Annotated in this window: 22 protein-coding genes and 2 pseudogenes; 12 read left to right on the top strand and 12 right to left on the bottom strand. The window is 66.7% G+C overall.

All coding sequences use genetic code 11. From position 1 onward, the window contains the following. The first annotated feature begins 19 nt into the window (after positions 1-19). The gene (locus tag QF040_RS24735) at positions 20-2272 is read left to right on the top strand and encodes a heavy metal translocating P-type ATPase (protein ID WP_429613226.1); all 2253 of its coding nucleotides are present in this window, start codon (positions 20-22) and stop codon (positions 2270-2272) included. A 127-nt stretch (positions 2273-2399) separates the two neighbouring features. On the opposite strand, the gene QF040_RS24730 is transcribed toward QF040_RS24735, so the two are convergent. From QF040_RS24730 to QF040_RS24710, 5 genes are read right to left on the bottom strand one after another with little or no spacing between them, the layout of a single operon-like run. Continuing rightward, on the bottom strand, positions 2400-2882 hold the full coding sequence (locus QF040_RS24730; protein ID WP_429613225.1) for an N-acetyltransferase family protein: 483 nt from the start codon (positions 2880-2882) through the stop codon (positions 2400-2402). 52 nt (positions 2883-2934) lie between these two features. Continuing rightward, positions 2935-4062, bottom strand: coding sequence for a sterol desaturase family protein (locus QF040_RS24725; RefSeq protein ID WP_429613224.1), 1128 nt, complete (start codon positions 4060-4062; stop codon positions 2935-2937). Between the two features lie 24 nt (positions 4063-4086). After that, positions 4087-5379, bottom strand: coding sequence for a beta-ketoacyl-[acyl-carrier-protein] synthase family protein (locus QF040_RS24720; RefSeq protein ID WP_429613223.1), 1293 nt, complete (start codon positions 5377-5379; stop codon positions 4087-4089). Beyond that, a complete protein-coding gene (locus tag QF040_RS24715) occupies positions 5376-5666 on the bottom strand; it encodes an acyl carrier protein (RefSeq protein ID WP_429613222.1) in 291 nt (96 codons plus the stop codon). Before QF040_RS24715 ends, QF040_RS24720 begins: the two co-directional genes overlap by 4 nt. A gap of 38 nt (positions 5667-5704) precedes the next feature. Beyond that, complete coding sequence (locus QF040_RS24710; protein WP_429613221.1) at positions 5705-6565, bottom strand: alpha/beta hydrolase; 861 nt, start codon at positions 6563-6565, stop codon at positions 5705-5707. 138 nt (positions 6566-6703) lie between these two features. Here QF040_RS24710 and QF040_RS24705 point away from each other — a divergent pair, with 138 nt between their 5' ends. Both QF040_RS24705 and QF040_RS24700 read left to right on the top strand, forming a co-directional pair. Further along, entirely contained in the window at positions 6704-7393 is a 690-nt protein-coding gene (locus tag QF040_RS24705) for a response regulator transcription factor (protein ID WP_013538509.1), read from the top strand. Next, positions 7390-8769, top strand: a complete 1380-nt coding sequence (locus QF040_RS24700; protein WP_429613220.1) for a sensor histidine kinase — start codon at positions 7390-7392, stop codon at positions 8767-8769. The genes QF040_RS24705 and QF040_RS24700 overlap by 4 nt, the downstream gene beginning before the upstream one ends. Before the next feature lie 132 nt (positions 8770-8901). Here the strand turns inward: QF040_RS24700 and gloA2 are convergent, their stop codons facing one another. From gloA2 to gstA, 7 genes and pseudogenes are all read right to left on the bottom strand, one after another. Beyond that, complete coding sequence (gloA2, locus tag QF040_RS24695; RefSeq protein WP_429613219.1) at positions 8902-9651, bottom strand: SMU1112c/YaeR family gloxylase I-like metalloprotein; 750 nt, start codon at positions 9649-9651, stop codon at positions 8902-8904. Between the two features lie 5 nt (positions 9652-9656). Continuing rightward, positions 9657-10124 (bottom strand): GNAT family N-acetyltransferase, encoded by a 468-nt coding sequence (locus QF040_RS24690; protein ID WP_429613218.1) that lies wholly within the window; start codon positions 10122-10124, stop codon positions 9657-9659. Continuing rightward, entirely contained in the window at positions 10121-10606 is a 486-nt protein-coding gene (locus QF040_RS24685) for a RidA family protein (RefSeq protein WP_429613217.1), read from the bottom strand. The genes QF040_RS24690 and QF040_RS24685 overlap by 4 nt, the downstream gene beginning before the upstream one ends. 70 nt (positions 10607-10676) lie before the next feature. After that, entirely contained in the window at positions 10677-11780 is a 1104-nt protein-coding gene (locus tag QF040_RS24680; protein WP_429613216.1) for an alkene reductase, read from the bottom strand. An 83-nt stretch (positions 11781-11863) separates the two neighbouring features. Then, positions 11864-13694 (bottom strand): annotated as a pseudogene (locus QF040_RS24675) (acyclic terpene utilization AtuA family protein). Next, a complete protein-coding gene (locus tag QF040_RS24670) occupies positions 13691-14473 on the bottom strand; it encodes an enoyl-CoA hydratase/isomerase family protein (protein WP_429613215.1) in 783 nt (260 codons plus the stop codon). The pseudogene QF040_RS24675 and the gene QF040_RS24670 overlap by 4 nt, the downstream one beginning before the upstream one ends. A gap of 147 nt (positions 14474-14620) precedes the next feature. Beyond that, positions 14621-15229: a glutathione transferase GstA gene (gene gstA, locus QF040_RS24665; RefSeq protein WP_013538517.1), complete on the bottom strand. Its 609-nt coding sequence runs from the start codon at positions 15227-15229 to the stop codon at positions 14621-14623. Positions 15230-15433: 204 nt separating this feature from the next. Here gstA and QF040_RS24660 point away from each other — a divergent pair, with 204 nt between their 5' ends. From QF040_RS24660 to QF040_RS24620, 9 genes and pseudogenes are all read left to right on the top strand, one after another. After that, positions 15434-15619, top strand: coding sequence for a DUF1328 family protein (locus tag QF040_RS24660; protein ID WP_013538518.1), 186 nt, complete (start codon positions 15434-15436; stop codon positions 15617-15619). After that, the gene (locus QF040_RS24655) at positions 15619-15765 is read left to right on the top strand and encodes a hypothetical protein (RefSeq protein ID WP_307511830.1); all 147 of its coding nucleotides are present in this window, start codon (positions 15619-15621) and stop codon (positions 15763-15765) included. Before QF040_RS24660 ends, QF040_RS24655 begins: the two co-directional genes overlap by 1 nt. An 11-nt stretch (positions 15766-15776) precedes the next feature. Further along, the gene (locus QF040_RS24650; protein WP_306883279.1) at positions 15777-16664 is read left to right on the top strand and encodes a transglutaminase-like domain-containing protein; all 888 of its coding nucleotides are present in this window, start codon (positions 15777-15779) and stop codon (positions 16662-16664) included. Positions 16665-16840: 176 nt separating this feature from the next. Next, a complete protein-coding gene (gene mnmG, locus QF040_RS24645) occupies positions 16841-18799 on the top strand; it encodes a tRNA uridine-5-carboxymethylaminomethyl(34) synthesis enzyme MnmG (protein ID WP_013538520.1) in 1959 nt (652 codons plus the stop codon). Then, positions 18796-19437 carry a 16S rRNA (guanine(527)-N(7))-methyltransferase RsmG gene (rsmG, locus tag QF040_RS24640; protein ID WP_429613214.1) on the top strand — a complete coding sequence of 214 codons (642 nt, stop codon included), beginning with the start codon at positions 18796-18798 and terminating at the stop codon, positions 19435-19437. Before mnmG ends, rsmG begins: the two co-directional genes overlap by 4 nt. Positions 19438-19551: 114 nt before the next feature. Beyond that, positions 19552-20166: a LysE family transporter gene (locus QF040_RS24635; protein ID WP_429613213.1), complete on the top strand. Its 615-nt coding sequence runs from the start codon at positions 19552-19554 to the stop codon at positions 20164-20166. An 18-nt stretch (positions 20167-20184) separates the two neighbouring features. Beyond that, positions 20185-21099 carry a ParA family protein gene (locus QF040_RS24630; RefSeq protein ID WP_307511838.1) on the top strand — a complete coding sequence of 305 codons (915 nt, stop codon included), beginning with the start codon at positions 20185-20187 and terminating at the stop codon, positions 21097-21099. 42 nt (positions 21100-21141) lie between these two features. Then, a pseudogene (locus QF040_RS24625) lies at positions 21142-21689 on the top strand (RBBP9/YdeN family alpha/beta hydrolase). After that, a complete protein-coding gene (locus QF040_RS24620; protein ID WP_013538525.1) occupies positions 21689-22630 on the top strand; it encodes a ParB/RepB/Spo0J family partition protein in 942 nt (313 codons plus the stop codon). Before QF040_RS24625 ends, QF040_RS24620 begins: the two are co-directional and overlap by 1 nt. The last annotated feature ends 121 nt before the right edge of the window (positions 22631-22751 follow it).

Below are 22751 nucleotides of genomic sequence, written 5' to 3'. Positions count from 1 at the left end.
AGGCTTTAGTCTTCGGCACATGGAAACCTTGCAGCAACATCCCTCGGCCGCCACTGCCAACGCCACCACGCTGGACCTCTCGGTCGGCGGCATGACCTGCGCTTCGTGCGTGATGCGCGTGGAGCGCGCCTTGAAGAACGTGCCCGGCGTGCAGGACGTCAGCGTGAACCTCGCGACCGAGTCGGCCCGCGTGGTGACCACCGATGCCGAAGACATGGACGCGCGCCTGCGCCGCGCCGTGCGGGCTGCGGGCTACGAACCGCGCGCCGCAAGCAGCGTGGCCGACGAAGCGGCTGCACTGTCGCCGTGGCACGGCTTCGGTCCCGTGGCCATCGGCCTGGCACTGTCGATTCCGCTGCTGGCACCCATGCTCGGCGATCCCTTCGGGCAAGACTGGATGCTGCCGCCCTGGCTGCAGTTGCTGCTCGCCGCACCGGTTCAGTTCTGGCTCGGTGCGCGGTTCTATCGCGCGGGCTGGCATGCAGCCAAGGCCCGCACCGGCAACATGGACCTGCTGGTGGCGCTCGGCACCAGCGCAGCGTTCGGCCTGTCCCTGTGGCTGTGGTGGCGCTCGGCGACGGGTGAGCACGCGGGTCATGGCGAAATGCCGCACCTGTACTTCGAAGCCGCCGCGGTGGTGATCACGCTGGTGCTGCTCGGCAAGTGGCTGGAGGCGCGTGCGAAGCGCCAGGCGACTTCCGCAATTCGCGCGCTGCAGCAACTGCGGCCAGAGGTCGCGCACCTGGTCGGCGCACGCGGTGAAAGCGATGTGCCGCTTGCCGAGGTGATGGTGGGCGACCGCCTCGCCGTGCGTCCCGGCGAGCGCGTGCCGGCCGATGCGCGCGTGATCGAAGGCCAGTCCGAAGTTGATGAATCGATGCTCACCGGCGAACCGCTGCCGGTGGCCAAGGGACCCGGCGATGCGTTGACGGGCGGCGCGGTCAATGGCGATGGCCGGATGGTGATCGAGGTGAGCGCCATCGGTGCCGAGAGCGTGCTGGCACGCATCATCCGTCTGGTCGAGGACGCACAGGCCGCCAAGGCGCCGATCCAGCGGCTGGTGGACAAGGTGGCGGCCGTGTTCGTGCCCGTGGTGCTGGTGATCGCGCTGCTCACGCTGGCAGGTTGGCTGATCGCGGGCGCCGGCGTCGAAACCGCGTTGATCTACGCCGTCGCCGTGCTGGTGATCGCCTGCCCTTGTGCGCTGGGCCTCGCAACGCCGGTCGCGGTGATGGCCGGCACCGGCGTGGCCGCGCGGCACGGCATCCTGATCAAGGATGCACGCTCGCTCGAGATTGCGCACCGCGTCGACACCGTGGCCTTCGACAAGACCGGCACGCTGACGTTGGGCCGGCCTGTGCTCACCGCATTGCTGCCGGTGGCGGGCATCGAAGCCACGGAAGACCAGTTGCTCGCCATCGCCGCCAGTCTTCAAGGCGGCAGCGAACATCCGCTCGCACGCGCCGTGCTCGCCGCCGCAGCGCAACGCGGCGTGCAGGCGCCGCCGCTGGGCGCGATGCAGGCCATGCCGGGCCGCGGCGTTCGCGGCGAAGTGAATGGCGCCACCTGGGCCATCGCGAGCCTGCGCTGGTGCAGGGAGCTCGATGCGATGCCCGCGGAAGCCGAGGTCGAGAGCCTGCAGGCGCAGGGTGCCACGGTGTCGGCACTGCTGCGTTTCGACGAAGCAGGTGCCGCGCATGTGCAGGCCCTGCTGGCCTTCGCCGACGAGCCCAAGCCACAGGCCGCCGAAGCCATTCGCACGCTGCGTGCGCGAGGCCTGCGCGTGGTGATGATCTCGGGCGACAACCTGCGCGCGGCGCAAGCCATGGCGGCGCGGCTCGGCATTGCGATCGAGGACGTGCGCGCCGATGTGCTGCCGGCCGACAAGGCCGCGCAGGTCAGCGCCTTGCGCCGCGACGGCCACGTGGTGGCGATGGTCGGCGATGGCGCCAACGACGCCCCTGCGCTCGCCGCGGCCGACGTGGGCATCGCGATGGCGCCCTCGGGCGGTGGCACCGACGTGGCGATGGAAGCGGCCGGCATCACGCTGATGCGCGGCGACCTCGCGCTGGTGGCCCAGGCGTTCGAACTTTCCGCGCGCACGGTGGCGAAGATCCGCCAGAACCTGTTCTGGGCCTTCGCCTACAACGTGGCAGGCATCCCGCTCGCGGCCTTCGGCTTGTTGAGCCCGGTGGTCGCCGGCGCGGCGATGGCGCTGTCGAGCGTGAGCGTGATGGCGAATGCGCTGCTGCTGCTCCGCTGGAAGCCTTGATACGAATTCGCGATCAATTCACAAGAACCGTTCGGGCTGAGCTTGTCGAAGCCTTGCGCGGCGCTTCGACAAGCTCAGCGTGAACGGTTTTATCTTTTCGAACGCAACTTGGCATGAGCCGTTCTCTTCAGTCGAACAGCAGCGCCATCATGTGATCGTCAATGGCCTCCGCGTCGCCGGCTCGCTTGTAGAACTTGCGCAGCGTGCCTTCGCGCTGGAAGCCCAGCTTCTCGTAGAAGCGCAGGCCCGGCGCGTTATCGCTTTCGACGCAGAGCTCGATGCGTTTGACGCCGGCTGCTTTCAGCTCGTCGATGGCCTGGTTCACCATCGCAAGCGCAACGCCTTTTCCGTGCAACGTGGGATCGACAGCCAGCGTGCCCAGGCTCGCCACATGCTGCACCCGGCCCGGATAGCGCGTCGCGCGATAGAAGCCGGCGATGCGCCCGTCCAGTTCATAGACGAAGAAGCGTCGGCTCTCGACCATCTCCTGGTAGATGGGCCGGAAGTCTTTGAGCGGCATCGGGTCGTGGCCGAGGTAGGGCACGACCTTCTCGTGCATGTAGAGCGTGAAGACCGCGTGGAGGTCTTCGGGCGTGGCGAGCCTGCGCATTGGTGAAAGTCCCGGAGCGATGGAAGCGCCGAGCTTAGCGAGCGACTGCGCCTCAGGCCAGGAGCGCCACCGAGAACGCCAGCAGTGCGCATTGCGCGCACCACGCCCATCGCAGGCGGATGCGGGAATCCAGCACCGCGCCGATGGCCCAGAAACCCGCGACGGCCAGCGTGAGGAGTTCAAGGCCGGTGCGGAATGCGAGGTCGTCGGCGCCCCACAGGAAAGCAAGCGTCACGCCGGTCCATCCGATGAAGTGGATCGACGCCGAGACGACCTGCGCACGCGTCAGCACCGGATCATGGATGTGCATCGCTTCGTCGAGCGAGAACGGCGCTTCCAGGAAACGTGCCGCCACATCGGCCGGCCGCCAGCCCGGCGACTTGAACCACACCGCGAGCTTGTCGCGCCACCTGCGCGTGTGCCAGCTGTCGCGCACGAGCGGCGCATACGGCCCGAGGATCGCCCGCAGCGGATCGAAGCTCGTGAGCGCCTTGCGTGTGCCGTAGACAGGGGGGGCGTTCTCTTCGGCGAAGGTGCCGAACATGCGGTCCCACACCACGAGCATGCCGCCGTAGTTGCGGTCCACATACCCGTCGTTCACCGCGTGGTGCACGCGATGGTTCGAAGGAGAAGAGAACACGCGGTCGAACCAGCCCAACTTGCCGATGTGCTCGGTGTGGATCCAGAACTGGTAGACCAGCACGATGAGCCCCGCGATGCCGAACTGCTCGGGCGGCACGCCGACGACAGCCATCGGCAGGTAGAAGGCCCAGCCGAGAAAAGCGACCATGCTCTCCTGCCGCAGTGCGGTGGAGAAGTTGAACTGCTGGCTCTGGTGGTGCACCGAGTGCGCGGCCCAGAACACCGCCGACTCGTGGCCCGCGCGGTGCAGCCAGTAGTCGCAGAAGTCGAACAGCAGCACCGCCACGATCCAACCGATGGCGCTGTCCCAGAAGGCGGGTCGCGTCCAGATCGCGACGACCGGATAGACCATCGCGTAGAGGCCGATCTGGAAGAGCTGCGTGCACACCGCGAGCGCCTGGCTCAACAGGCCCTGGCTCAGACTGCCGAGCGTGTCGCTGAAGCGGTAGGTGTTGCGGTGCTTGAACCAGCCCCAGGCGAATTCGCACGCCATGAGCAGCGCGAACACGGGCACGACGAGAACGACCAGCCGATGCACCGCCTTGTGTTTTTCAGCAAGCCTTCAGCGATCCGGTGCGTCTGAAGAGAGACCGGCCACGATCACCGCGTTGGTGCCGCCGAAAGCGAAGGAGTTGGAGAGCGCGTAGCGGATGCCCTTGGCTTCGCGCGCTTCGCCGCGCACGAAGTCGAGATCGAAAGCGGCATCGGGCGTCTGCAGGTTGGCGATGGGCGGCAAGGCTTCGCGCGCCAGTGCGCGCAGCGTGGCAATCAGTTCGATGGCACCGCCGCCGCCGAGCACATGGCCGTGAATCGCCTTGGTGGCGCTCACCGGCGTGGCACTGCCGAACACCTCGCGGATCGATGCGGCTTCGGCCGCATCGCCGGCCGACGTGGCGGTGCCGTGCGCGTTGATGTGGCCGATGTCCGAGGCCTCGATGCCGGCATCGCGCAACGCGGCGCGCATGGCGCGCACCTGGCCCGCGCTGTCGGGGTTTGTGATGTGCGTACCGTCGCAGTTGGTGGCGTAGCCCGCGAGCACGAAGGGCGCAGCGTCCGCGCCGCGCGCCCGTGCATGCGCTTCGGATTCGATCACCAGCGCGGCAGCGCCTTCACCGATCGCAAAGCCTGCGCGGTCGCCCGAGAAAGGCCGGCAGGCGGACGACGGCGCATCCGCCGGCGGTGGCGCCATCACGCGCATCGCGTGCCAGCTGGCCATCACGCCGGGCGTGAGCATCGCGTCGTGGCCGCCGACGATGGCGACGTCGATCCATCCACCGCGAATCGCGCGCATCGCTTCGCCGATGGCGACAGCCGAAGAGGCGCAGGCACACGCATAGGCAATGGCCGAACCGCGTGCGCCGAAGTGCAGTGCAAGTTCGGCAACCGCTGCATTCGGCATCACGGTGAGCACGGTCGTCGGGCGCATGCGCTTCTGCTCGCCGTAGAGGGCGCTGGTCGTGGTGTCGAAGGCGCCCGCGCCTGCGAGGCCACTGCCCCAGAAGATGCCCAGGCGTTCGGGATCGACGCTGTCGGCACCGAGCCCGGCTTGTGTCGCCGCATCCTGTGCGGCGGCGAGCGCCATGGCCGTGCCACGGTCCAGCGGCAGGCGCGAGGTGCTGCGCACGCCGTTCGAATCGAAATCGCAGGCGGCCACGGCGAGCGACATCGGGTCCATGCCCTTGATCTCGAGCGTCTGTGCGCGCACGGCCGAGCGACCGGCGAACAGCGCATCGTCGAAGGCCTCCACGGTGCGGCCGATGGGCGTGACGAAGCCGATGCCGCTCACGCGCACAGGTGCGGATGCCGCACGCGCTGCGGACGCAGCCAGCACGGCGTGTGCGGCACCGCTGCTCATGCGTGAGCCGCCTCAGCTGCAGGTGCAGATGCAACCACGCCGCTGCTTTCGGTATCGATCACTTCGCACAGGCGCTGCAGCGTGATGCCGGCTTCGCGCGGGTCGAGCCGGTCCTCGGGAATGCGCAGGTGGAAGGCGTCTTCCACTGCGAAGACGAACTCCATCAGCGCGAGCGAATCGAGCCCGAGGTCGGTCAGCACGGTGGCGGGCGAGATGGCGCTGCGATCGACCTTGAAGTCGGTCTCCAGGATCGTCGCGATGCTGTTGAAGGTGGGCGAGGAGGACATGGGCTGTGTTCCTTTCAGGTGTGTTCGTTCGGGCGAACTCATGCGTACAGGGGATGCTCGGGCATCGAGCCATGCGCTACCGCATCGGCGAATGACACTGTTTCGCGCACGACCTGCTGGCGGTCGTTGTCTATCGTGATCATGTGGTAGCTGTTGGCCACGACCACGGTGCGGAATGCGCGGCAGCGCAGGCCGCGCGCGAGGATGCCCAGGTTGGCCACGCTGGCCACCTCGTCCTGCTGGGCATGCAGTGCGAGCACGTTGTCGCACTGCACGGCGTTCAGGTTGCGCCGCACATGGCGGATCAACCGGTCGTGTTCGCGCAGGTGATCCACGCCGAGCACCGAGCAGCCCGCGCGCGAGATCTTGCGGTGGCGCAGTTCGCGCTCGATCCAGGCGCGCACGCGTTCGTTCTTCACGCCGTAGGGCGGCCGTTCGCGGTATTGCCAGAGGCGCCCGAGCGGCGTGTAGAACGCGAGCGGCAGCAGGAACTGCGTGCGCGGAATCGCCCAGCCGTCGAAGCGCAGCGTGGTCGACATGAGCACCAGCGCATCGACCTCGCGGCCGCAGCGGATGGCCGCGCCCAGTGCGAGCGAGGAGCCGGCGGAGATGCCGACCAGCATCACGCGGTCGTGCTGCTTGCGCAGCGCCTTCACCTGGGCCTGGATGGCGTCGAGCCAATGTTCGTACGGCGCGGCATGCTGCATCGGCGCGTTGGCATCGAACGAGTAGCCGTCGATCGACAGCGGATGTGCCGCATACCCCCGGGCGCGCAATGCCGATTGCACGGTCAGCAGCTCGTCAGGCGTGCTGCATAAACCATGCAGGAGGACCACCGCGGTGCGTTGCACCTCGGGGGGAACCAGGCTCAGCTCATCGGAGGCGTCACGTGCGCTCATCGTGTGGCGCCGGCCATGAAAATGGCCCGTGTTTCATGCTGCTGTCGTATGCTCATGCAACGACTATCGTGTGGAGCTACTGACCGGCCCCTGACCCATCCATTCAGCAACTCTTCACACTTCCACACCCCCACCACCATGCGAATCCTGCTTGTCGAAGATGACGCCGTACTGCGCGATGTGATGCTGCGCAGCCTGGCGGACGCGGGCCACCGGGTCGACGTGTCGACCAACGTCGAAGACGCCGACCATCTCTGGCGCGTGCAACCCTTCGATGCAGTGCTGCTCGATCTCAACCTGCCGGCTACGGCAAGCCCGACGAGCGGTCTGGCGAGCGGCCTCACCGCATTGCGGCAGGCACGTGCGCGCGGCGACCGCACGCCGGTGCTCGTGCTCACCGCGCGCGGCCGCACGGAGGAGCGCATCGCGGGCCTCGATGCAGGTGCCGACGATTACCTGGGCAAGCCCTTCGATCTCGCCGAAGTCGAAGCGCGCCTGCGTGCGCTGGTGCGCCGCGCGAAGGGCACCGAAGACATCGTGCTGCTCGGCCAGCTCAAGCTCGATCGCAAGGCGCGCCGCTTCTCCACCGCGGGCGGCCCGCTCGACCTGCCCGCGCGCGAGTTCGAGGTGCTGTGGGAACTGATGAGCCCGCCCGGCCGCACGGTCAGCAAGCGTGCGCTGTCCGACAAGCTCTCCAGCTTCGATGAGTCGCTGGGCGACAACGCGCTCGAAGCCTTCATCTCGCGTTTGCGCAAGAAGCTGCTCGGCACCGGTGCGAGCATCCGCACGCTGCGCGGCATCGGCTATCTGCTCGAAGCCGAGGTGTGACGGACAGCACTGCTGCCCCGATCGCACCGTCGCTCACGCGGCGGGTCCTGCGCAACGTGCTGGTGCCGCTGGCGCTCACGTGGGTGGTCGGCGCGGTGATCGCGCTGGTCATTGCCAATTACTTTTCCGAACGGGCCTTCGATCGCGGCATGCTCGACGATGCGTACGCGCTGTCGGCCAACGTGCAGGCGGGGGAGCGGGGCATCGAGTTGCTGCTCACGCCGCGCGAAGTGGCCACGGTGCTGTTCGACCAGGTCGACAAGATCTACTTCTCGGTGCAGCGGCTCGACGGCACGCTGATCTCGGGGCAGTCGGACCTGAAGGCGCCACTGCCGGTGGACGGCGCGCGCTACCGTTTTTCCGACCTCGACTATCAAGGCACGGTGCTGCGTGCCGTGGTGCTCGAGCACGATGCGGAACCGGGCATCGCGATGCCCTACCGCGTGGTGATCGCGCAGACCACGCTCAGCCGCACGGCGCTGGTGCGGCAGCTGCTCGGCTTTGCGCTCGCGCCGCAGATCGTCTTGCTGCTGCTGCTCGCGGTGTGGCTCTGGTGGGGCATTCGCAGCGACCTGCGGCCGCTTGGCGAGCTGCAACGTGCGCTCGACCGGCGCGACGTGCACGACCTGTCGCCAGTTGCGGTGGCGCAGACCTCGCGCGAGTTGCAGCGCCTGGGCAATGCGGTCAATTCGCTGTTCGAGCGGTTGAGCCAGAGCGTGCAGGCGCAGCGCGAGTTCGTGGGCAATGTGGCGCATGAACTTCGCACGCCGTTGGCCGGCATTCGCGCGCTCGCCGAGTACGGGCTGGCCCAGCAAGACACGGCTGTCTGGCGCGAGCAGCTCGCGCGCGTGTCGGAGCGCCAGGCGCGCGCGAGCCACTTGATCGACCAGCTGCTCGCGCTCGCGCTGGCCGAGGAAGCGCGCACCAGCCTCGCCCGCGCGCCGGTGCGTCTCGATGTGCTGGCCGAGCAGACGGTGCTGCGGCATCTCGCGCGTGCAGATGCGCGGGGCGTGGACCTCGGCGCGCGCGGCCTCGACGATGGCGTGGTCGTGATGGCGAACGAAGCGCTGGTCGAAGGCATCCTCGACAACCTGATCGACAACGCGCTGCGCTATGGCGGCCGCACGATCACAGTGGAGCTTGCGGGGCGCACACTGAGCGTGATCGACGATGGGCCCGGGATTCCGCTCGAGGCGCAGCGCGACCTGATGCAGCGCTGGGCGCAGGGGCCTGCTGGAGAAAAGCTGGGGCAGGGCTCGGGGCTGGGGCTGTCGATCGTGTCGCGCTATGCGGAACTGCTGGGCGCCGAGCTGCGGCTCGAAGCGGCCGAACCCGTGGGCTTGCGCGTGAGCGTCGCGTTCGGCGAAGCGGTGTAGGCCTGCCTTGCTCCTTCCCCTTCCGGGGGAAGGCTGGGATGGGGGCAGGCCTTCGATCGGGCGCCGAGTTCTTGTGGAGGCCGTCGAGCCTCCACCCCGACCCTCCCCCGGAAGGGGAGGGAGAAAAACCAGCTACAGCGGCGTGCCTTGGTGAAACACCATGCGCCATCTGCCATGCCGCAGCCGCCACAGTGAGCTGCGAAGCGAATCGGCTGCAGCACGCTCCGGTATCGCGGCACGGTGCGCGCGGTAGGTGACCAGCGCGATGTCGGGCGCCATGCGCTGCACGCGAAAGTCCGACATCGTTCGCTCCGAGAAGGCTTCGTCGCGCAGCGCATCGACGATCGCGGGCCGTGTCCATTCCATGCCCGACACACCAAGCTCGCGGAAGTCGTCGTCGAGCAGTTCTTCGATTTGCACGGCGTTCGCACGCACCTCACGAAGATGCAGGGCGCCTTCGAGTTTCAACAGCAGCGTGTCGAGGTTTTCGGTCGGCGCGGCTTCGTAGAGCTCGAGCGGAAGGCCGTCGGGATCGGCGAAGAAAGTGAAGCGCCGGCCTGTGTATTCGTCGACGCGCAGCGGCTCCACCGCGATGCCGTGCGCCACGAGTTCATCGGCCGCGGCCCGCACGTCGTGCACTTCGAAAGACAGGTGCCGCAGCCCCTGCGCTTCGGGCCGCGTGGGGCGTGCGGGTGCTTCGGGAAACGAGAACAGCTCGATCTGCGACCCGTCGGGCAGTGCGAGATCGAGCTTGTACGAAGCGCGTGCGGCGCGGTGGTTCTCGGCGGCGATGCGCAGGCCGAGCACCTCGGTGTAGAAGCGCTTCGAGCGTTCGTAGTCGGCGCAGATGATGGCGACGTGGTGAATGCGGGCGAGCTGCATGGCGGTCACTTCTTCAGGGGCTTGCGCAGGAAGACACGGGTGCGCTCTGCCAGGGTGAGGCGCTTGTATTCGACATAGCCGATGCGTTCGTAGAGCGCGCGGTTCTCGGTCATCTTCTCGTTGGTGAAAAGGTAGATCGAATCGTTGCCTTGGCGCAGCGCCTCGCGCTCCGCAAGCTCGAGCAGGGCGCGGCCGACGCCGGTGCCCTGGTGCGCGGGCCGCACTGCAATCACGTCGACGAGGAAGCCCTCGTCGGTGATGTCGAGCACCAGCGCGGCAATGACTTCGTCCTGCTGTCTGGCCACCCAGACCTGCGCGTTCGCGATGGCAGCGCCGTAGTCCTTGGTCATCGGAATCGGCGTGAGGCCGAGGCGCGGGATGTAGTGGCGGAAGGCCTCGATGGCACAGGCAGCAACCGATGCCGCATCGCTCGCACCAGCCCGTCTGAGCACCCAAGGCGCGGCGCTGCTCACGCGTCGAACTCCACCTCGCCCTCGATCTCGACCGGGATGTTGAACGGCAATTCCGCCATGCCCACGGCGCTGCGTGCATGGGCGCCGACATCGGGCCCGAAGAGGTCGAGGATGAGGTCCGAGAAGCCGTTGATCACCGCCGGTTGTTTGTCGAAGCCGGACGCCGAGGCGACCATGCCGAACACGCGCGTCCAGGCGGTGATGCGGTCGAGATCGCCGAGGGCGCGTTGCAGGCTGCCAAGCATCGCGAGGGCCGTGAGGCGTGCGGCCACATAGCCTTGCTCGACGCTCACCTCGCGCCCGAGCTTGCCAAGCGGCGAGGCGATGCTGCCGTCGGCGTTGAGCGGGCCGTGGCCCGAGACGATCGCGCGCCGGCCGATGAGCCGCACGAACTGGAAAGGAAGCACGACGCCGGGCGGCGGCGTCACGGTCGGGGGAAGAACGAGGCCGAGTGCGGCCAGTCGTTGCGCGATGCGGGCCATGGCATTTCTCTCCTGGAGGATGGAGGCGGGGACGTGGAAAGTCCGCCGCATCTTGCCATGGCCGAGGGCGTCAGCCGAGTGCCGGATAGTCCGTGTAGCCCTTCGCGCCGCCGCCGTACATCGTGGCCTTGTCGAGCTCATTCAGCGGTGCGTTTTCGCGCAGGCGCCGCACCAGGTCGGGGTTCGAAATGAAGGGCTTTCCGAAGGCCACGAGGTCGTCGCCTTCCTTCACGGCTTCGTCGGCCAGCGGCTTGTCGTAGCCGTTGTTGACCATCCATGCGCCCTTGCCGCCGGCTTCGCGGTACGCGGCCTTGAGGGCCTCGTAGTCGAAGGGCCGGTCCTCGATTTCGCGCGGGCCGCCGGTGGCGCCTTCGATGATGTGGATGTAGGCCAGGTTGAGTTGCGCGAGCTGTTTCACTGCGTAGGTGAAGAGCGGCTGCGGGTCGCTGTCGTGCACGTCGTTGGCGGGCGTGACGGGCGACAGGCGGATGCCGGTCTTGCCGCCGCCGACCGCGTCAACCACGGCACGCGTCACTTCGAGCAGGAGGCGCGCGCGGTTCTGGATGGAGCCGCCGTAGTCGTCGGTGCGCTTGTTGCTGCCGTCCTTCAGGAACTGGTCGAGCAGGTAGCCGTTGGCGCCATGCACTTCGACACCATCGAAGCCGGCGGTCTCGACCGCGCTGCGCGCCGCGACCGCATAGGCGTGAACGATGCCCGGCAGTTCAGCCGCATCGAGGGCGCGCGGCTCGGAGGTCTCGACGAAGGTCGGCACGCCGTCCTTGATGAGCACGGTCTTGGTCTTGGCGGTGATGGCCGAGGGGGCGACAGGCTTACCGCCATCGGGTTGCAGTTCGGTGTGCGAGACGCGGCCGACGTGCCAGAGCTGCACGACGATCTTGCCGCCCTTGGCATGCACCGCTTCGGTCACGCGCTTCCACGAATCGAGTTGTTCGGTGCCGTAGAGGCCGGGCACGTCGGAATAGCCCTGGCCCTGGTGGCTGATGGCCGTCGCTTCGGTGATCAGCAGGCCGGCGGTGGCGCGCTGTGCGTAGTAGGTGACGGCCAGATCGGGCGGCACGGCATTGGGCGAACGGTTGCGCGTCAGCGGCGCCATCACGATGCGGTTGGCGAGCTTCAGGTCGCCGGCCTGTACGGGGTCGAAAAGGGTGGTCATCGTGAAAGAAGGGTTGAAACAGAGAGGCGCAAGGCTAAGCGCCCGGCCTCAACCCTGCTGTCGCACGGTTGTCCCGATTGGTGCTATGGGAGCAGCGCCAGCAGCGCGGCGCTCACGCGCACCGGCACCGCGAGCAGGATCTGCCCCATGCCCTTGCCCAGCGGGTCGTTGCGCAGCGACGCCATGCCGCCGCCGCCCAGCGCTTCTTCGCAGACGAAGTTGAAGGCGTCGATGCCGGGCACCTCGTGACGCGTGACGCTGCCCTTGACGAGGTGCGCGAGCCATTCGGCCACGCGCACTTCGGTGAGCTGTTCGCGCAGCAGTGGCAACAGGGCAGGGTGCCGCGCGATGACGCCGATGTTCGAGGTGTCGCCCTTGTCGCCGCTGCGGGCCCAGGCGAGGCGGATGAGGGGCACTTCGACGGTGTCCGCGGCCTCGGGTGCCGCTTCGTGTGGCGTGGCGTTTGCGGGCCGGGGCGCGGGCAATGTCGGCCGCTACGGGCGCGAGGGTGCGTGGCACATCGATGCACTGCCCGTCGAGGTTCACGCTGGCCTCCACCAGCGCCTTGTCGAGCAGGAATGCGTACTGCCGGATCGATGGCGACACCGAGGCCCGACCGCCGCCCGCGCCCGTGGTGCCTGGAGACCACGAGGTGCCGGCCGGCGCCACCTCGCGCGCGAACAGCTCGAGCGCTTCCTTGCGCGGATGCGTCACCGCGAGCCGCAGCACCACCTCGCGCGTCTGCAGCACCTGTGCATTCGCATGCGGGCCGTAGCAGGACTCGGCGCCCAGCATCTCGATGTGCGTGGCGCTGTAGGGACCGAAGCCGAATTGCGCGAAGAGTTCGCCGGTGCGCGCGAGGATCGCTTCGCCCGTGCGCCGCGCCTTCGCGGCCGCATCGAAGCCCACGATGGTGAGCTGCGCCGCTGTCTTGAAGCCGTCGACATACGTGGCGCTGACCTTGTAGCTCGCGGTCGGTGCACGGCCGCGCGCGCCGTGCACACGGACACGGTGCTCGCCGGCCTGCTCGATGCGCACCTGCATGAAGTCGGCCGTGACGTCGGGCAGCAGGTACGCCGCGGGGTCGCCGATTTCATAGAGCATCTGCTCGCCGACCACCGCAGGCGTGAGCTTGCCGCCGGTGCCCGCGGGCTTGGCGACGACGAAGCTGCCGTCGGCGCTGCATTCGACGATCGGATAGCCGATGTGCGGCCAGTCGGGCACCGTGTCCCAGTCTGTGTGCAGGCCGCCGGTCGCCTGGCAGCCGCATTCGATGATGTGGCCCGCGAGGCTGCCGGCGGCGAGCAGGTCGTGGTCGCCGGGCTGCCACTCGAACTCGTGCATCAGCACGCCGAGCGTGACGGCCGAGTCCACGCAGCGGCCGGTGATGACGACCTGCGCGCCCGCATCGAGCGCCGCCTGGATCGGCCGTGCGCCGAGGTACGCATTGGCGGTGAGCACGCGTTCGGGCAATGCTGCGCCGCTCTGCAGTTCGCGCACCGGCGGTTGAGCCTGGCGCAGTTGGGGCAGCAGCGCGGAGACGTCGTCGCCGCTCACCACGGCGATCTTCAGTTCGATGCCTTGCTCTTTCGCGAGCGCGGCCAAAGCGTCGGCGCAGCCTTGCGGATTCACGCCGCCCGCATTGCTCACCACGCGAATGCCTTGTTTCACGACATCCTTGAGCACCGACTTCATCGCGACCGAAACGAAGTCGGTCGCATAGCCGAGCTCCGGCTTCTTGAGCCGCGCGCCCGCGAGGATCGACATGGTCAGTTCGGCGAGGTAGTCGAACACGAGGTAGTCGATCTGTCCGCTGGCCACGAGCTGCGGCGCGCCCACGCTGCTGTCGCCCCAGAAGCCCGAGGCGCCGCCGATGCGGACGATGCGTTCGTTGTCGTTGCTGCTGTCGTTCATCGGCCGCTCCACTGCGGCTTGCGCTTTTCGCGAAAGGCGAGCTGACCCTCCGCCGCGTCTTCGGTGAGCGCGAAGAGGCCGATCTGGCTTTCGGTGAACGCCATCGATTCCTCGAAGGCCATCGCCTCGATCTTCTTCATCGTGTAGAGGCCGCGGCGGATGGCGGCGGGCGACTTGTCGAGCATGCGGCCGAGCAGCCAGTCAACGCTTTCATCGACGTCGTCGCTCGTGCGGTTGATCAGTCCATGTTCCAGCGCTTGCGCAGCGGTGATGGGCTCGCCGGTGATGCACATCTCGGCCAGCACGCGGCGCGGCAACAGGCCGTCGAGCACGCTGAGCACCTGCGCGGGAAAGAGGCCGACCTTCACCTCGGGCAGGCCGAACACGGCGCTGTGGCTGGCCACGGCCATGTCGCACATCGCCATGATCCCCATGCCGCCGGCCATGCATGCGCCGTTGACGCGCGCGATGAGTGGCACGGTCGATTGCCGCGCCTGGCGGAAGAGGTTGGCGAAGCCCTGGTAGGGCTCGGCGTAGTCGAATTTGAAGGCGGTGCCGCTTTGCAGGTCGGCGCCCGCGCAGAAGGCGCGCGTGCCGGCGCCGGTGATGACGACCGCGCGCACGGCAGCGTCGGCGTTGGCGCGCGCGAGGGCATCGGAGAGGCGCGCGAGCACGGCTGCGTTGATCGCATTGCGCCGCTCCTCGCGGTCGATGGTGAGCCACATCACGGGCCCGCGCATCTCTTCGCGCAAGTCAACGGTGGGAGGGGTTTCGGCCATGGCGCTGGGTTCCTTCGGTGTCTGGAGTTGCTGCCCCTAGCGTGACGCGAAAAAAAAGCCGCATCGTGCGGCTTGTGGCTGAAGCGGGCCGGGTTTTCCCTGAGAGCTGGGAAGCCCGGCCGATTCGCTGCTTCTGTGAGCTTCGGTTTACTTCAGCAGGCCTTCGGCCTTCATCGCTTCCTGCACCGCCGGACGGGCCGCGACGCGCGCATGCCAGGCCTGCACGTTGGCGAAGGCCGAGATGTCGACGCCGGTCGGCTTCGTCCAGTTGGTCACGGTGAACAGGTAGCCGTCTGCCACGCTGAAGTGCTCGCCCATCAGGTACTGCTTGTCGGCGAGCTGACCGTCGAGCCATTCGTAGCGCGACTTGAGCTTGTCCTTGAAGATGGTCTTGGCTTCCTCGGGCATGTTCGGGTTGAACAGCGGGCTGTAGCCCTTGTGCATCTCGGTGCCGATGAAGGTGAGCCACTCCTGCAGGCGGTAGCGCTGCAGCGTGCCGTTGGCCGGCGCGAGGTTCTTGGTGGGGGCGAGGTCGGCGATGTATTGCACGATGGCCGGGCCTTCGCGCAGGCGCGTGCCGTCGTCCAGTTCGAGCATCGGCACGTAGCCCAGCGGGTTGATGCCGTAGTAGTCGGTGCCGTCCTGCAGCTTGTGGCTCTTGGTGCTGGCCATCACCGGTTCGAAGGCAAGGCCCGCTTCGTGCAGCGCGATGTGGGGCGAAAGGGAACAGGCACCGGGCGAGTAATACAGCTTCATTCGAAATGACTCCAATGGAAATCGATGTGGATTGGATGCGGATGGCGAGGTTGATCTTTATGGGAAACCGCCGGGGATGCTAGCGGGTTTGGCGGCATCGCGTTTTTGTCCTACGGTGGCTTGGGGCCCGTGACTATCAAGGCGGCGAAGCGCGCTTTCTAAGCTCCCCGCACGGTGGGCGAGGCCCGCTGCAAGGAGTTTCGGATGTTGAAGTACGCGATCATTTTTGCGGTCATTTCTCTGGTGGCCGGCCTGCTCGGCTTCGGTGGCGTGGCTGCGGGCGCGGCCGGTATTGCCAAGCTGCTGTTCGGCCTGTTCCTCGTGCTGGCCGTGCTCTTCGTGGTGCTCGCAGCGCTGGGCGTGGGCGCGGTGAAAAAGGCGCTGGATTGATGCAGCGTCCGAGGACGAAGTGGCCGCAGGCGCGGTCGCTCGACATGCTGCTGCAGAGCCCCGCGCACCGCGTGGTGCGGGTGCTGCTCGTGACGCAAACACACTGGCAATTGCCTGAACACCGCTCGCGGCGACGACGGGCCTGAAAAAGAACCCCATGCACATCTCCCACATCGACGCGCAACTCGACTACGAGGTGACGGCGCCCGCGCACATGCTGCTCAACATCGAGGCCGCGCGCTCCGGCGCACAGGCGGTGGTCGAGGAGACGCTGACCATCGAGCCGCCGACCGAGATGCAGGTGTTCTGCGACGAGGGCAGCGGCAATCGCTTCATCCGGTTCGATGCGAAGCCTGGGCCGCTGAAGATCGGCTACAGGGCGACGGTGCAGCGCTCGCACGTGCACGTGCCTTCGGACCTGCGTGAAGTGCCGGTCAATGAAGTGCCCGATGAGGTGCTGCATTACATGATGCCGACGCGCTACTGCGAGTCGGACCTGATGTCGCGCTGCGCGCAGCAGCTCTTCGGTGACCTGCCGCCGGGCATCGGCCGCGTGCAGGCGATCGTCGACTGGATTCACGACAGCATCGCCTACGAGCCCGGCAGCACCGACTCGACCACGACCGCGCGCGAAGTGTTCGTGGAACGCGCAGGCGTGTGCCGCGACTTCGCGCACCTGGGCATCACCTTCTGCCGTGCCCTCAACATTCCGGCGCGGCTGGTGGTGGGCTATGTGTGGTTCGACGAGCCGCCGCAGGATTTCCATGCGGTGTTCGAAGCCTGGCTCGGTGGGCAGTGGGTGCTGTTCGATCCGACCCGCATGGCGCCGGTCGACCGGCTGGTGCGCGTAGGCACGGGGCGCGACGCGAAGGACGTTGCCTTCTGCACGATCTTCGGCGCGGTGCGCATGACGGACAAGAAGCTCGTGGTGCGCGAGCTGCAGGACGAAAGCGTTCCACCGCCTGCCGCGCCGGCCCCGAGCGGCGCGCTGGTCGGCATCGAAAAGCCGGTGCCGGTGACGCAACTGGCTGAAACCGCCGCCTGATAACGATAGTTTGCTATTGAATACATAGCAAACTATCAAGCAACCGCGGGCCGAAGCGGGCAGTTTGGTATCGCCCTCTAGCTTGCCCACACAACGGGCGCAAGACGGTGCCGCCGATTAAAATTGGCGCCCCTTTTGCGCAGCGCACGCGTCCCAGTAGTGCGCCCCCTTTTCAAATGCTGTACCCCGAAGAATTCGATGTGATCGTCGTCGGCGGTGGCCATGCCGGCACCGAAGCCGCGCTCGCTGCCGCGCGCATGGGCGCCAAGACGCTGCTGCTCTCCCACAACATCGAGACGCTGGGGCAGATGAGCTGCAACCCGTCGATCGGCGGCATCGGCAAGGGGCACCTCGTGAAAGAGGTCGATGCGCTCGGCGGTGCGATGGCGATCGCCACCGACGAAGCCGGCATCCAGTTCCGCATTCTCAATTCGAGCAAGGGGCCGGCGGTGCGCGCGACCCGCGCCCAGGCCGACCGCGTGCTGTACAAGGCCGCGATTCGCCATCGCCTGGAGAACCAGCCGAACCTCAGCCTGTTCCAGCAAGCGGTCGACGATCTGATGGTGGAGGGCGATCGCGTGGTCGGCGCCGTCACGCAGGTGGGTATCGCTTTCCGAGCGCGCACCGTGGTGCTGACAGCGGGCACGTTCCTCGACGGCCGCATCCACGTCGGCCTCGACAACTACCAGGCCGGACGTGCCGGCGACCCGCCGGCGATCAGCCTGTCGGCGCGTCTGAAGGAACTGAAGCTGCCGCAGGGCCGCCTCAAGACCGGCACGCCACCGCGGCTCGACGGTCGCAGCATCGACTTTTCGAAGTGCACCGAACAACCCGGCGACGGCATGCCCGGTGGGGCAGGGCCGATGCCTGTGTTCAGCTTCATGGGCCGTGCCGACATGCATCCGCGCCAGATGGCCTGCTGGATCACCCATACCAACGCGCGCACCCACGACATCATTCGCTCTGGCTTCGACCGCAGCCCGATGTTCACCGGCAAGATCGACGGCGTTGGTCCGCGTTACTGCCCGAGCGTCGAAGACAAGATCAACCGCTTTGCCGACAAGGAAAGCCATCAAATCTTTCTCGAGCCCGAAGGCCTGACCACCAACGAGTACTACCCGAACGGGATCTCGACCAGCTTGCCGTTCGACATCCAGTACCAACTGGTGCGCTCGATGCCGGGACTGGAGAACGCCCACATCCTGCGGCCGGGCTATGCGATCGAGTACGACTACTTCGATCCACGCGAACTCAAGAGCAGCTTCGAGACGCGCTCAGTGAAGGGACTGTTCTTCGCCGGGCAGATCAACGGCACGACCGGCTACGAAGAAGCGGCGGCCCAAGGCTTGTTCGCTGGCATCAATGCCGCGCTGCAATGCCGTGGCGAAGATGCTTGGCTGCCGCGACGCGACGAAGCCTATCTGGGTGTGCTGGTCGATGACCTGATCACCAAGGGTGTGACCGAGCCGTACCGCATGTTCACCAGCCGCGCCGAGTTCCGGCTGCAACTGCGCGAGGACAACGCCGACATGCGCCTGACCGAAGCAGGGCGCAAGTTGGGACTGGTGGACGATGCGCGCTGGGATGCTTTCAGCCGAAAGCGCGACGCTGTTTCACGTGAAACAGAGCGGCTCAAGTCGATTTGGGTGAACCCGCGCAACCTGCCAGCCGCCGAGTCCGAGCGCGTGCTGGGCAAGGCCATCGAGCACGAATACAACCTGGCCGACCTGTTGCGCCGGCCCGATGTGAATTACGAAACGCTGATGTCGCTGGACGGTGGGAAGTACAGCGCCAGCTCGGCACTGAGCGAAACCGAGATCGAACAGATCGAGATCTCGGCCAAGTACTCCGGCTACATCGAGCGCCAGCATGACGAGGTGGAGCGCGCCGCTCACTTCGAAAACCTGCGTCTGCCTGCCGATTTCGACTACGGGCAGGTCAAGGCCTTGAGCTTCGAAGTACGCCAGAAGCTGGACAAGCACCGTCCCGAAACCCTGGGCCTGGCCTCGCGAATCTCCGGTGTGACGCCCGCAGCCATTTCGCTTTTGATGATCCATTTGCGCAAGGGCGGGCACAAAGCCTTCGCCCGTGACGCCGCCACGGAAGCAGCCGCCGAGCCGCAGTCTGCCGAATGAGCGCGCCGATCGATACGCTGCGCGCTGGCGCGGCAGCGCTTGGCGTCACCTTGTCCGACCGTCAAGCCGAGCAGTTGCTGGCCTACGGCACGTTGATGCTCAAGTGGAACAAGGTCTACAACCTGACTGCGGTGCGCGATCCGGCCGGGGTGATGACGCACCATCTGCTCGACAGCTTGGCAGTCATCGCACCGCTGCAGCGCCAATATCCGAAGCAGGGCAGGTTGCTCGACGTGGGTTCGGGCGCTGGATTGCCCGGCGTGATCATCGCAATCATGCGGCCGGACATTGACGTGAGTTGCCTGGACGCGGTCGCCAAGAAGGCGGCCTTTGTCCAGCAAGTAGCTGTCGAACTGGAGCTGCCCAATCTTCGCGGACTGCATGCCCGGGTCGAATTGCTGGAAGGCAACTACAACGTCATCAGTTCGCGGGCCTTCGCTTCGCTGCCGGACTTCTTCAATGGCTCAAAGCATTTACTGGCGGCAGACGGTGTTTGGCTCGCCATGAAAGGCAAGACGCCCAGCGATGAGCTCGCTGTTCTGCCTTCAGAAGTGGCTGTGTTTCACGTGGAACAACTGACGGTTCCGGGCCTCGACGCCGAGCGCTGCATCGTCTGGGCGCGAAAAGCGTCCGTCTGATTCCGTAAAAGATGCGGCGCCGCTGGCAAAAGCCGGCGCCCGAACGGCCCTCCGCGCGCCGGCCTCGCTTAGACTCGACGCCTCCCCTTGGCTCTCTTCTTCGAGGCAAATTCCATGTTTGGCATCGCTGACTACGGCGCATTTGTCGCCGCCATCATCCTGTTCCTCCTGATTCCCGGCCCGGGCAATCTGGCGCTGATCACCTCGACCAGCAAAGGCGGAATTCGCGGTGGATTGGCAGCGACGACGGGTGTGATCGTCGGCGACCAGTGCCTTTTGTGGGCTGCGGTGGCGGGCGTGTCGGCGGTTCTGGCCGCTTACCCGACCGCGTTCAAGGCGGTGCAATGGCTGGGCGCCGCCTACCTGGCGTGGCTCGGCTTCAAGATGCTGTTCGCCAAGCCGGGCTCGGCGCCGATCCTCAACATCAAGCCGGGCCACTTTTTCCGCCAAGCGTTCATGATCACCTTGCTGAACCCGAAGGCCATCGTCTTCTACATGGCGTTCTTCCCGCTGTTCGTCGATCCGGCACGGCATCAAGGCCTGATCACTTTCGGGGCGATGGCGGTGACGATCGCAGCGCTGACCTTCCTCTATGGCTTGACCTCGACGCTGCTCACGCACTTCCTTGCCGAGCGCATCCGTGCCAATCGCCGGATCTCCGGCACGCTCGAAAAGCTGGCAGGCGTTTTCCTGATCGCCTTTGGCGTCAAGCTCGCGATCTCGCGCTGACCGATCCTCTGAACTGACATGGCCAAGATTTTCTGTATTGCCAACCAAAAGGGCGGCGTCGGCAAGACCACCACCACCGTCAACCTCGCCGCCGGTCTGGCCAAGGTGGGGCAGCGGGTGCTGATGATCGACCTCGATCCTCAAGGCAATGCGACCATGGGTTCGGGCATCGACAAGCGCGAGTTGGAGCTGACGGTGTACGACGTGCTGCTTGAATCGGCTTCCGTTGCCGAGGCGCGCGTCAAGGCCGACAAGCTGGTGGAAGGCGGTTGCGGCTACGACGTGCTGGGCGCCAATCGCGAACTGGCCGGCGCCGAAGTGGAAATGGTGGCGCTCGACCGCCGCGAAAAGCGCCTTCGCACCGCGCTGGCGGCCGTCGGCGCCGAGTACGACTTCGTACTGATCGACTGCCCGCCGAGCCTGAGCCTGCTCACGCTCAACGGCTTGTGCGCCGCCCATGGCGTGATCGTGCCGATGCAATGCGAGTACTTTGCGCTCGAAGGGCTGACCGATCTGGTCAACACCATCAAGCAGGTGCACGCCAACCTCAACAAGAACCTGCAGATCATCGGCCTGCTGCGCGTGATGTTCGATCCGCGCATCACGCTGCAGCAGCAGGTGAGCGAGCAGCTCAAGTCCCACTTCGGCGACAAGGTGTTCGACACGGTGATCCCGCGCAATGTGCGGCTGGCCGAGGCGCCGAGCTACGGCCTGCCGGGCGTGGTGTTCGATCCGGCCGCCCGGGGCAGCCAGGCGTTCATTGCTTTTGCGCAGGAGTTGGTCGAGAAATTGCCGCCTGCGAGCGCGTTCGCTTCTGGGGCTGTCGCGCCGCCGATCGCCCCGGTCGACCGCATCGCGCCTGACCTCGCCATTCCCGAGGACGTGCTGGCGCCCGCGCCTGCATCCGATGCCACCCCTGAAAAAAGCCTCTGACGCCTGCCCCGAATCGGCACGGCGCTATCAAGTTCTTAGCAAATGACAGTTTCCCGCATCCTGCTGCTGCCGGGTTGGCAGAACAGCGGCCCCGGCCATTGGCAGACCATTTGGGAGTCGATCCATGGCGATCGCCGTGTCGAGCAACACGAATGGATGCGCCCGCTCTGCGCGGTGACTGGTCCGCGCGACTTGAAGAAGAAGTGCTGGCGGCCCCCGGTCCGGTGGCCTTCGCCGCGCACAGCCTCGGCTGCATCCTCGTCGCGGCCTGGGCCGCGCATTCGCGCAACACGCACAAAGTAGCCAGCGCATTGCTGGTGGCGCCTGGCGATGTGGAGCGTGAGGATCTTCGGCAACTGATTCCGGGCTGGGCGCCGATCGTGCGCCAGCCGCTGCCTTTCTCCTCGGTGCTGATCGCAGCGAACGACGACCCTTACTGCGAAGCCTCGCGCTCGCGGCAACTGGCCAAGGACTGGGGCGCGCGCTTCGTCGACGCCGGCAAGGGCGGCCACCTGAACGCCGAATCCGGCCTGGGCGACTGGCCCGAGGGCCGGCAACTTCTGAACGACATTTCGAAAGACAAGAACTGATGGCGACCAAGAAACCCAAGGGCCTCGGCCGCGGCCTCGAAGCGCTGCTCGGCCCGACGGCCGCACCCGCCGCCGATCACGGCAATTCGGGAACGGAAGAGGGCGCCGCGCCGCCGAACCCGACCACGCTGATGCTCGACCAGATGGTGGCCGGCGTCTACCAGCCGCGCACGCGCATGGACGAGGGCGCGCTCTACGAGCTGGCCGAGAGCATCAAGGTGCAGGGCATCATGCAGCCGATCCTGGTGCGCCGGCTCGATGCCGAATCGGCGGCCGCCAAGAACGCCGAGTACGAAATCATCGCGGGCGAACGGCGCTTCCGAGCCGCCAAGCTGGCGGGCCTGGAGAGCGTGCCGGTGCTGGTGCGCGACGTGCCCAACGAGGCCGCAGCGGCGATGTCGCTGATCGAGAACATCCAGCGCGAAGACCTCAACCCGCTCGAAGAGGCTCAAGGCCTGCAACGCCTGGTCGCCGAGTTTGGGCTCACTCACGAAATGGCGGCGCAGGCCGTGGGCCGCTCGCGCAGCGCGGCCAGCAACCTGTTGCGCTTGTTGAACCTGGCCGAGCCCGCGCAGCAAATGCTGATGGCCGGCGACATCGACATGGGCCACGCCCGCGCGCTGCTCTCCCTGGACCGCGGCACGCAGATCACCGCAGCCAACCAGATCGCCGCCAAGAAGATGTCGGTGCGCGAGACCGAGGCGCTGGTGAAGAAGCTCGCCGCCGAGTTCACGCTGACCCCGTCCCGCCGCGGCAACAGCGGCGAAAAGTCGCGCGACCTGCAGCGCGTGGAAGAAGAGCTGGCCGATCTGCTTACCGCCGAGGTCGAGGTGCGCATCAAGAAGCGTACGAAGCGCGGCGAAAGCGGCGAGCTCGCGATCCATTTCGGCTCCATCGAAGCACTGAACGGATTGATCGAACGCATCCGCCGAACGGCCTAGTTTTGAAATCGGGGCGTGTCGTTCGTTCGATTGATAACTGCAATCCTTTACGCGTATCCTTCGGCTGCATTTGTTAACCAACGTCTCTGACAATGTCTCTGAAACAAGAGGGAGTCCGCTC

This window comes from Variovorax sp. W2I14 (assembly GCF_050435205.1).
GTDB classification, from domain to species: Bacteria; Pseudomonadota; Gammaproteobacteria; order Burkholderiales; family Burkholderiaceae_C; genus Variovorax; species Variovorax paradoxus_C.
This window is presented reverse-complemented; position numbering and strand designations above follow the sequence as displayed.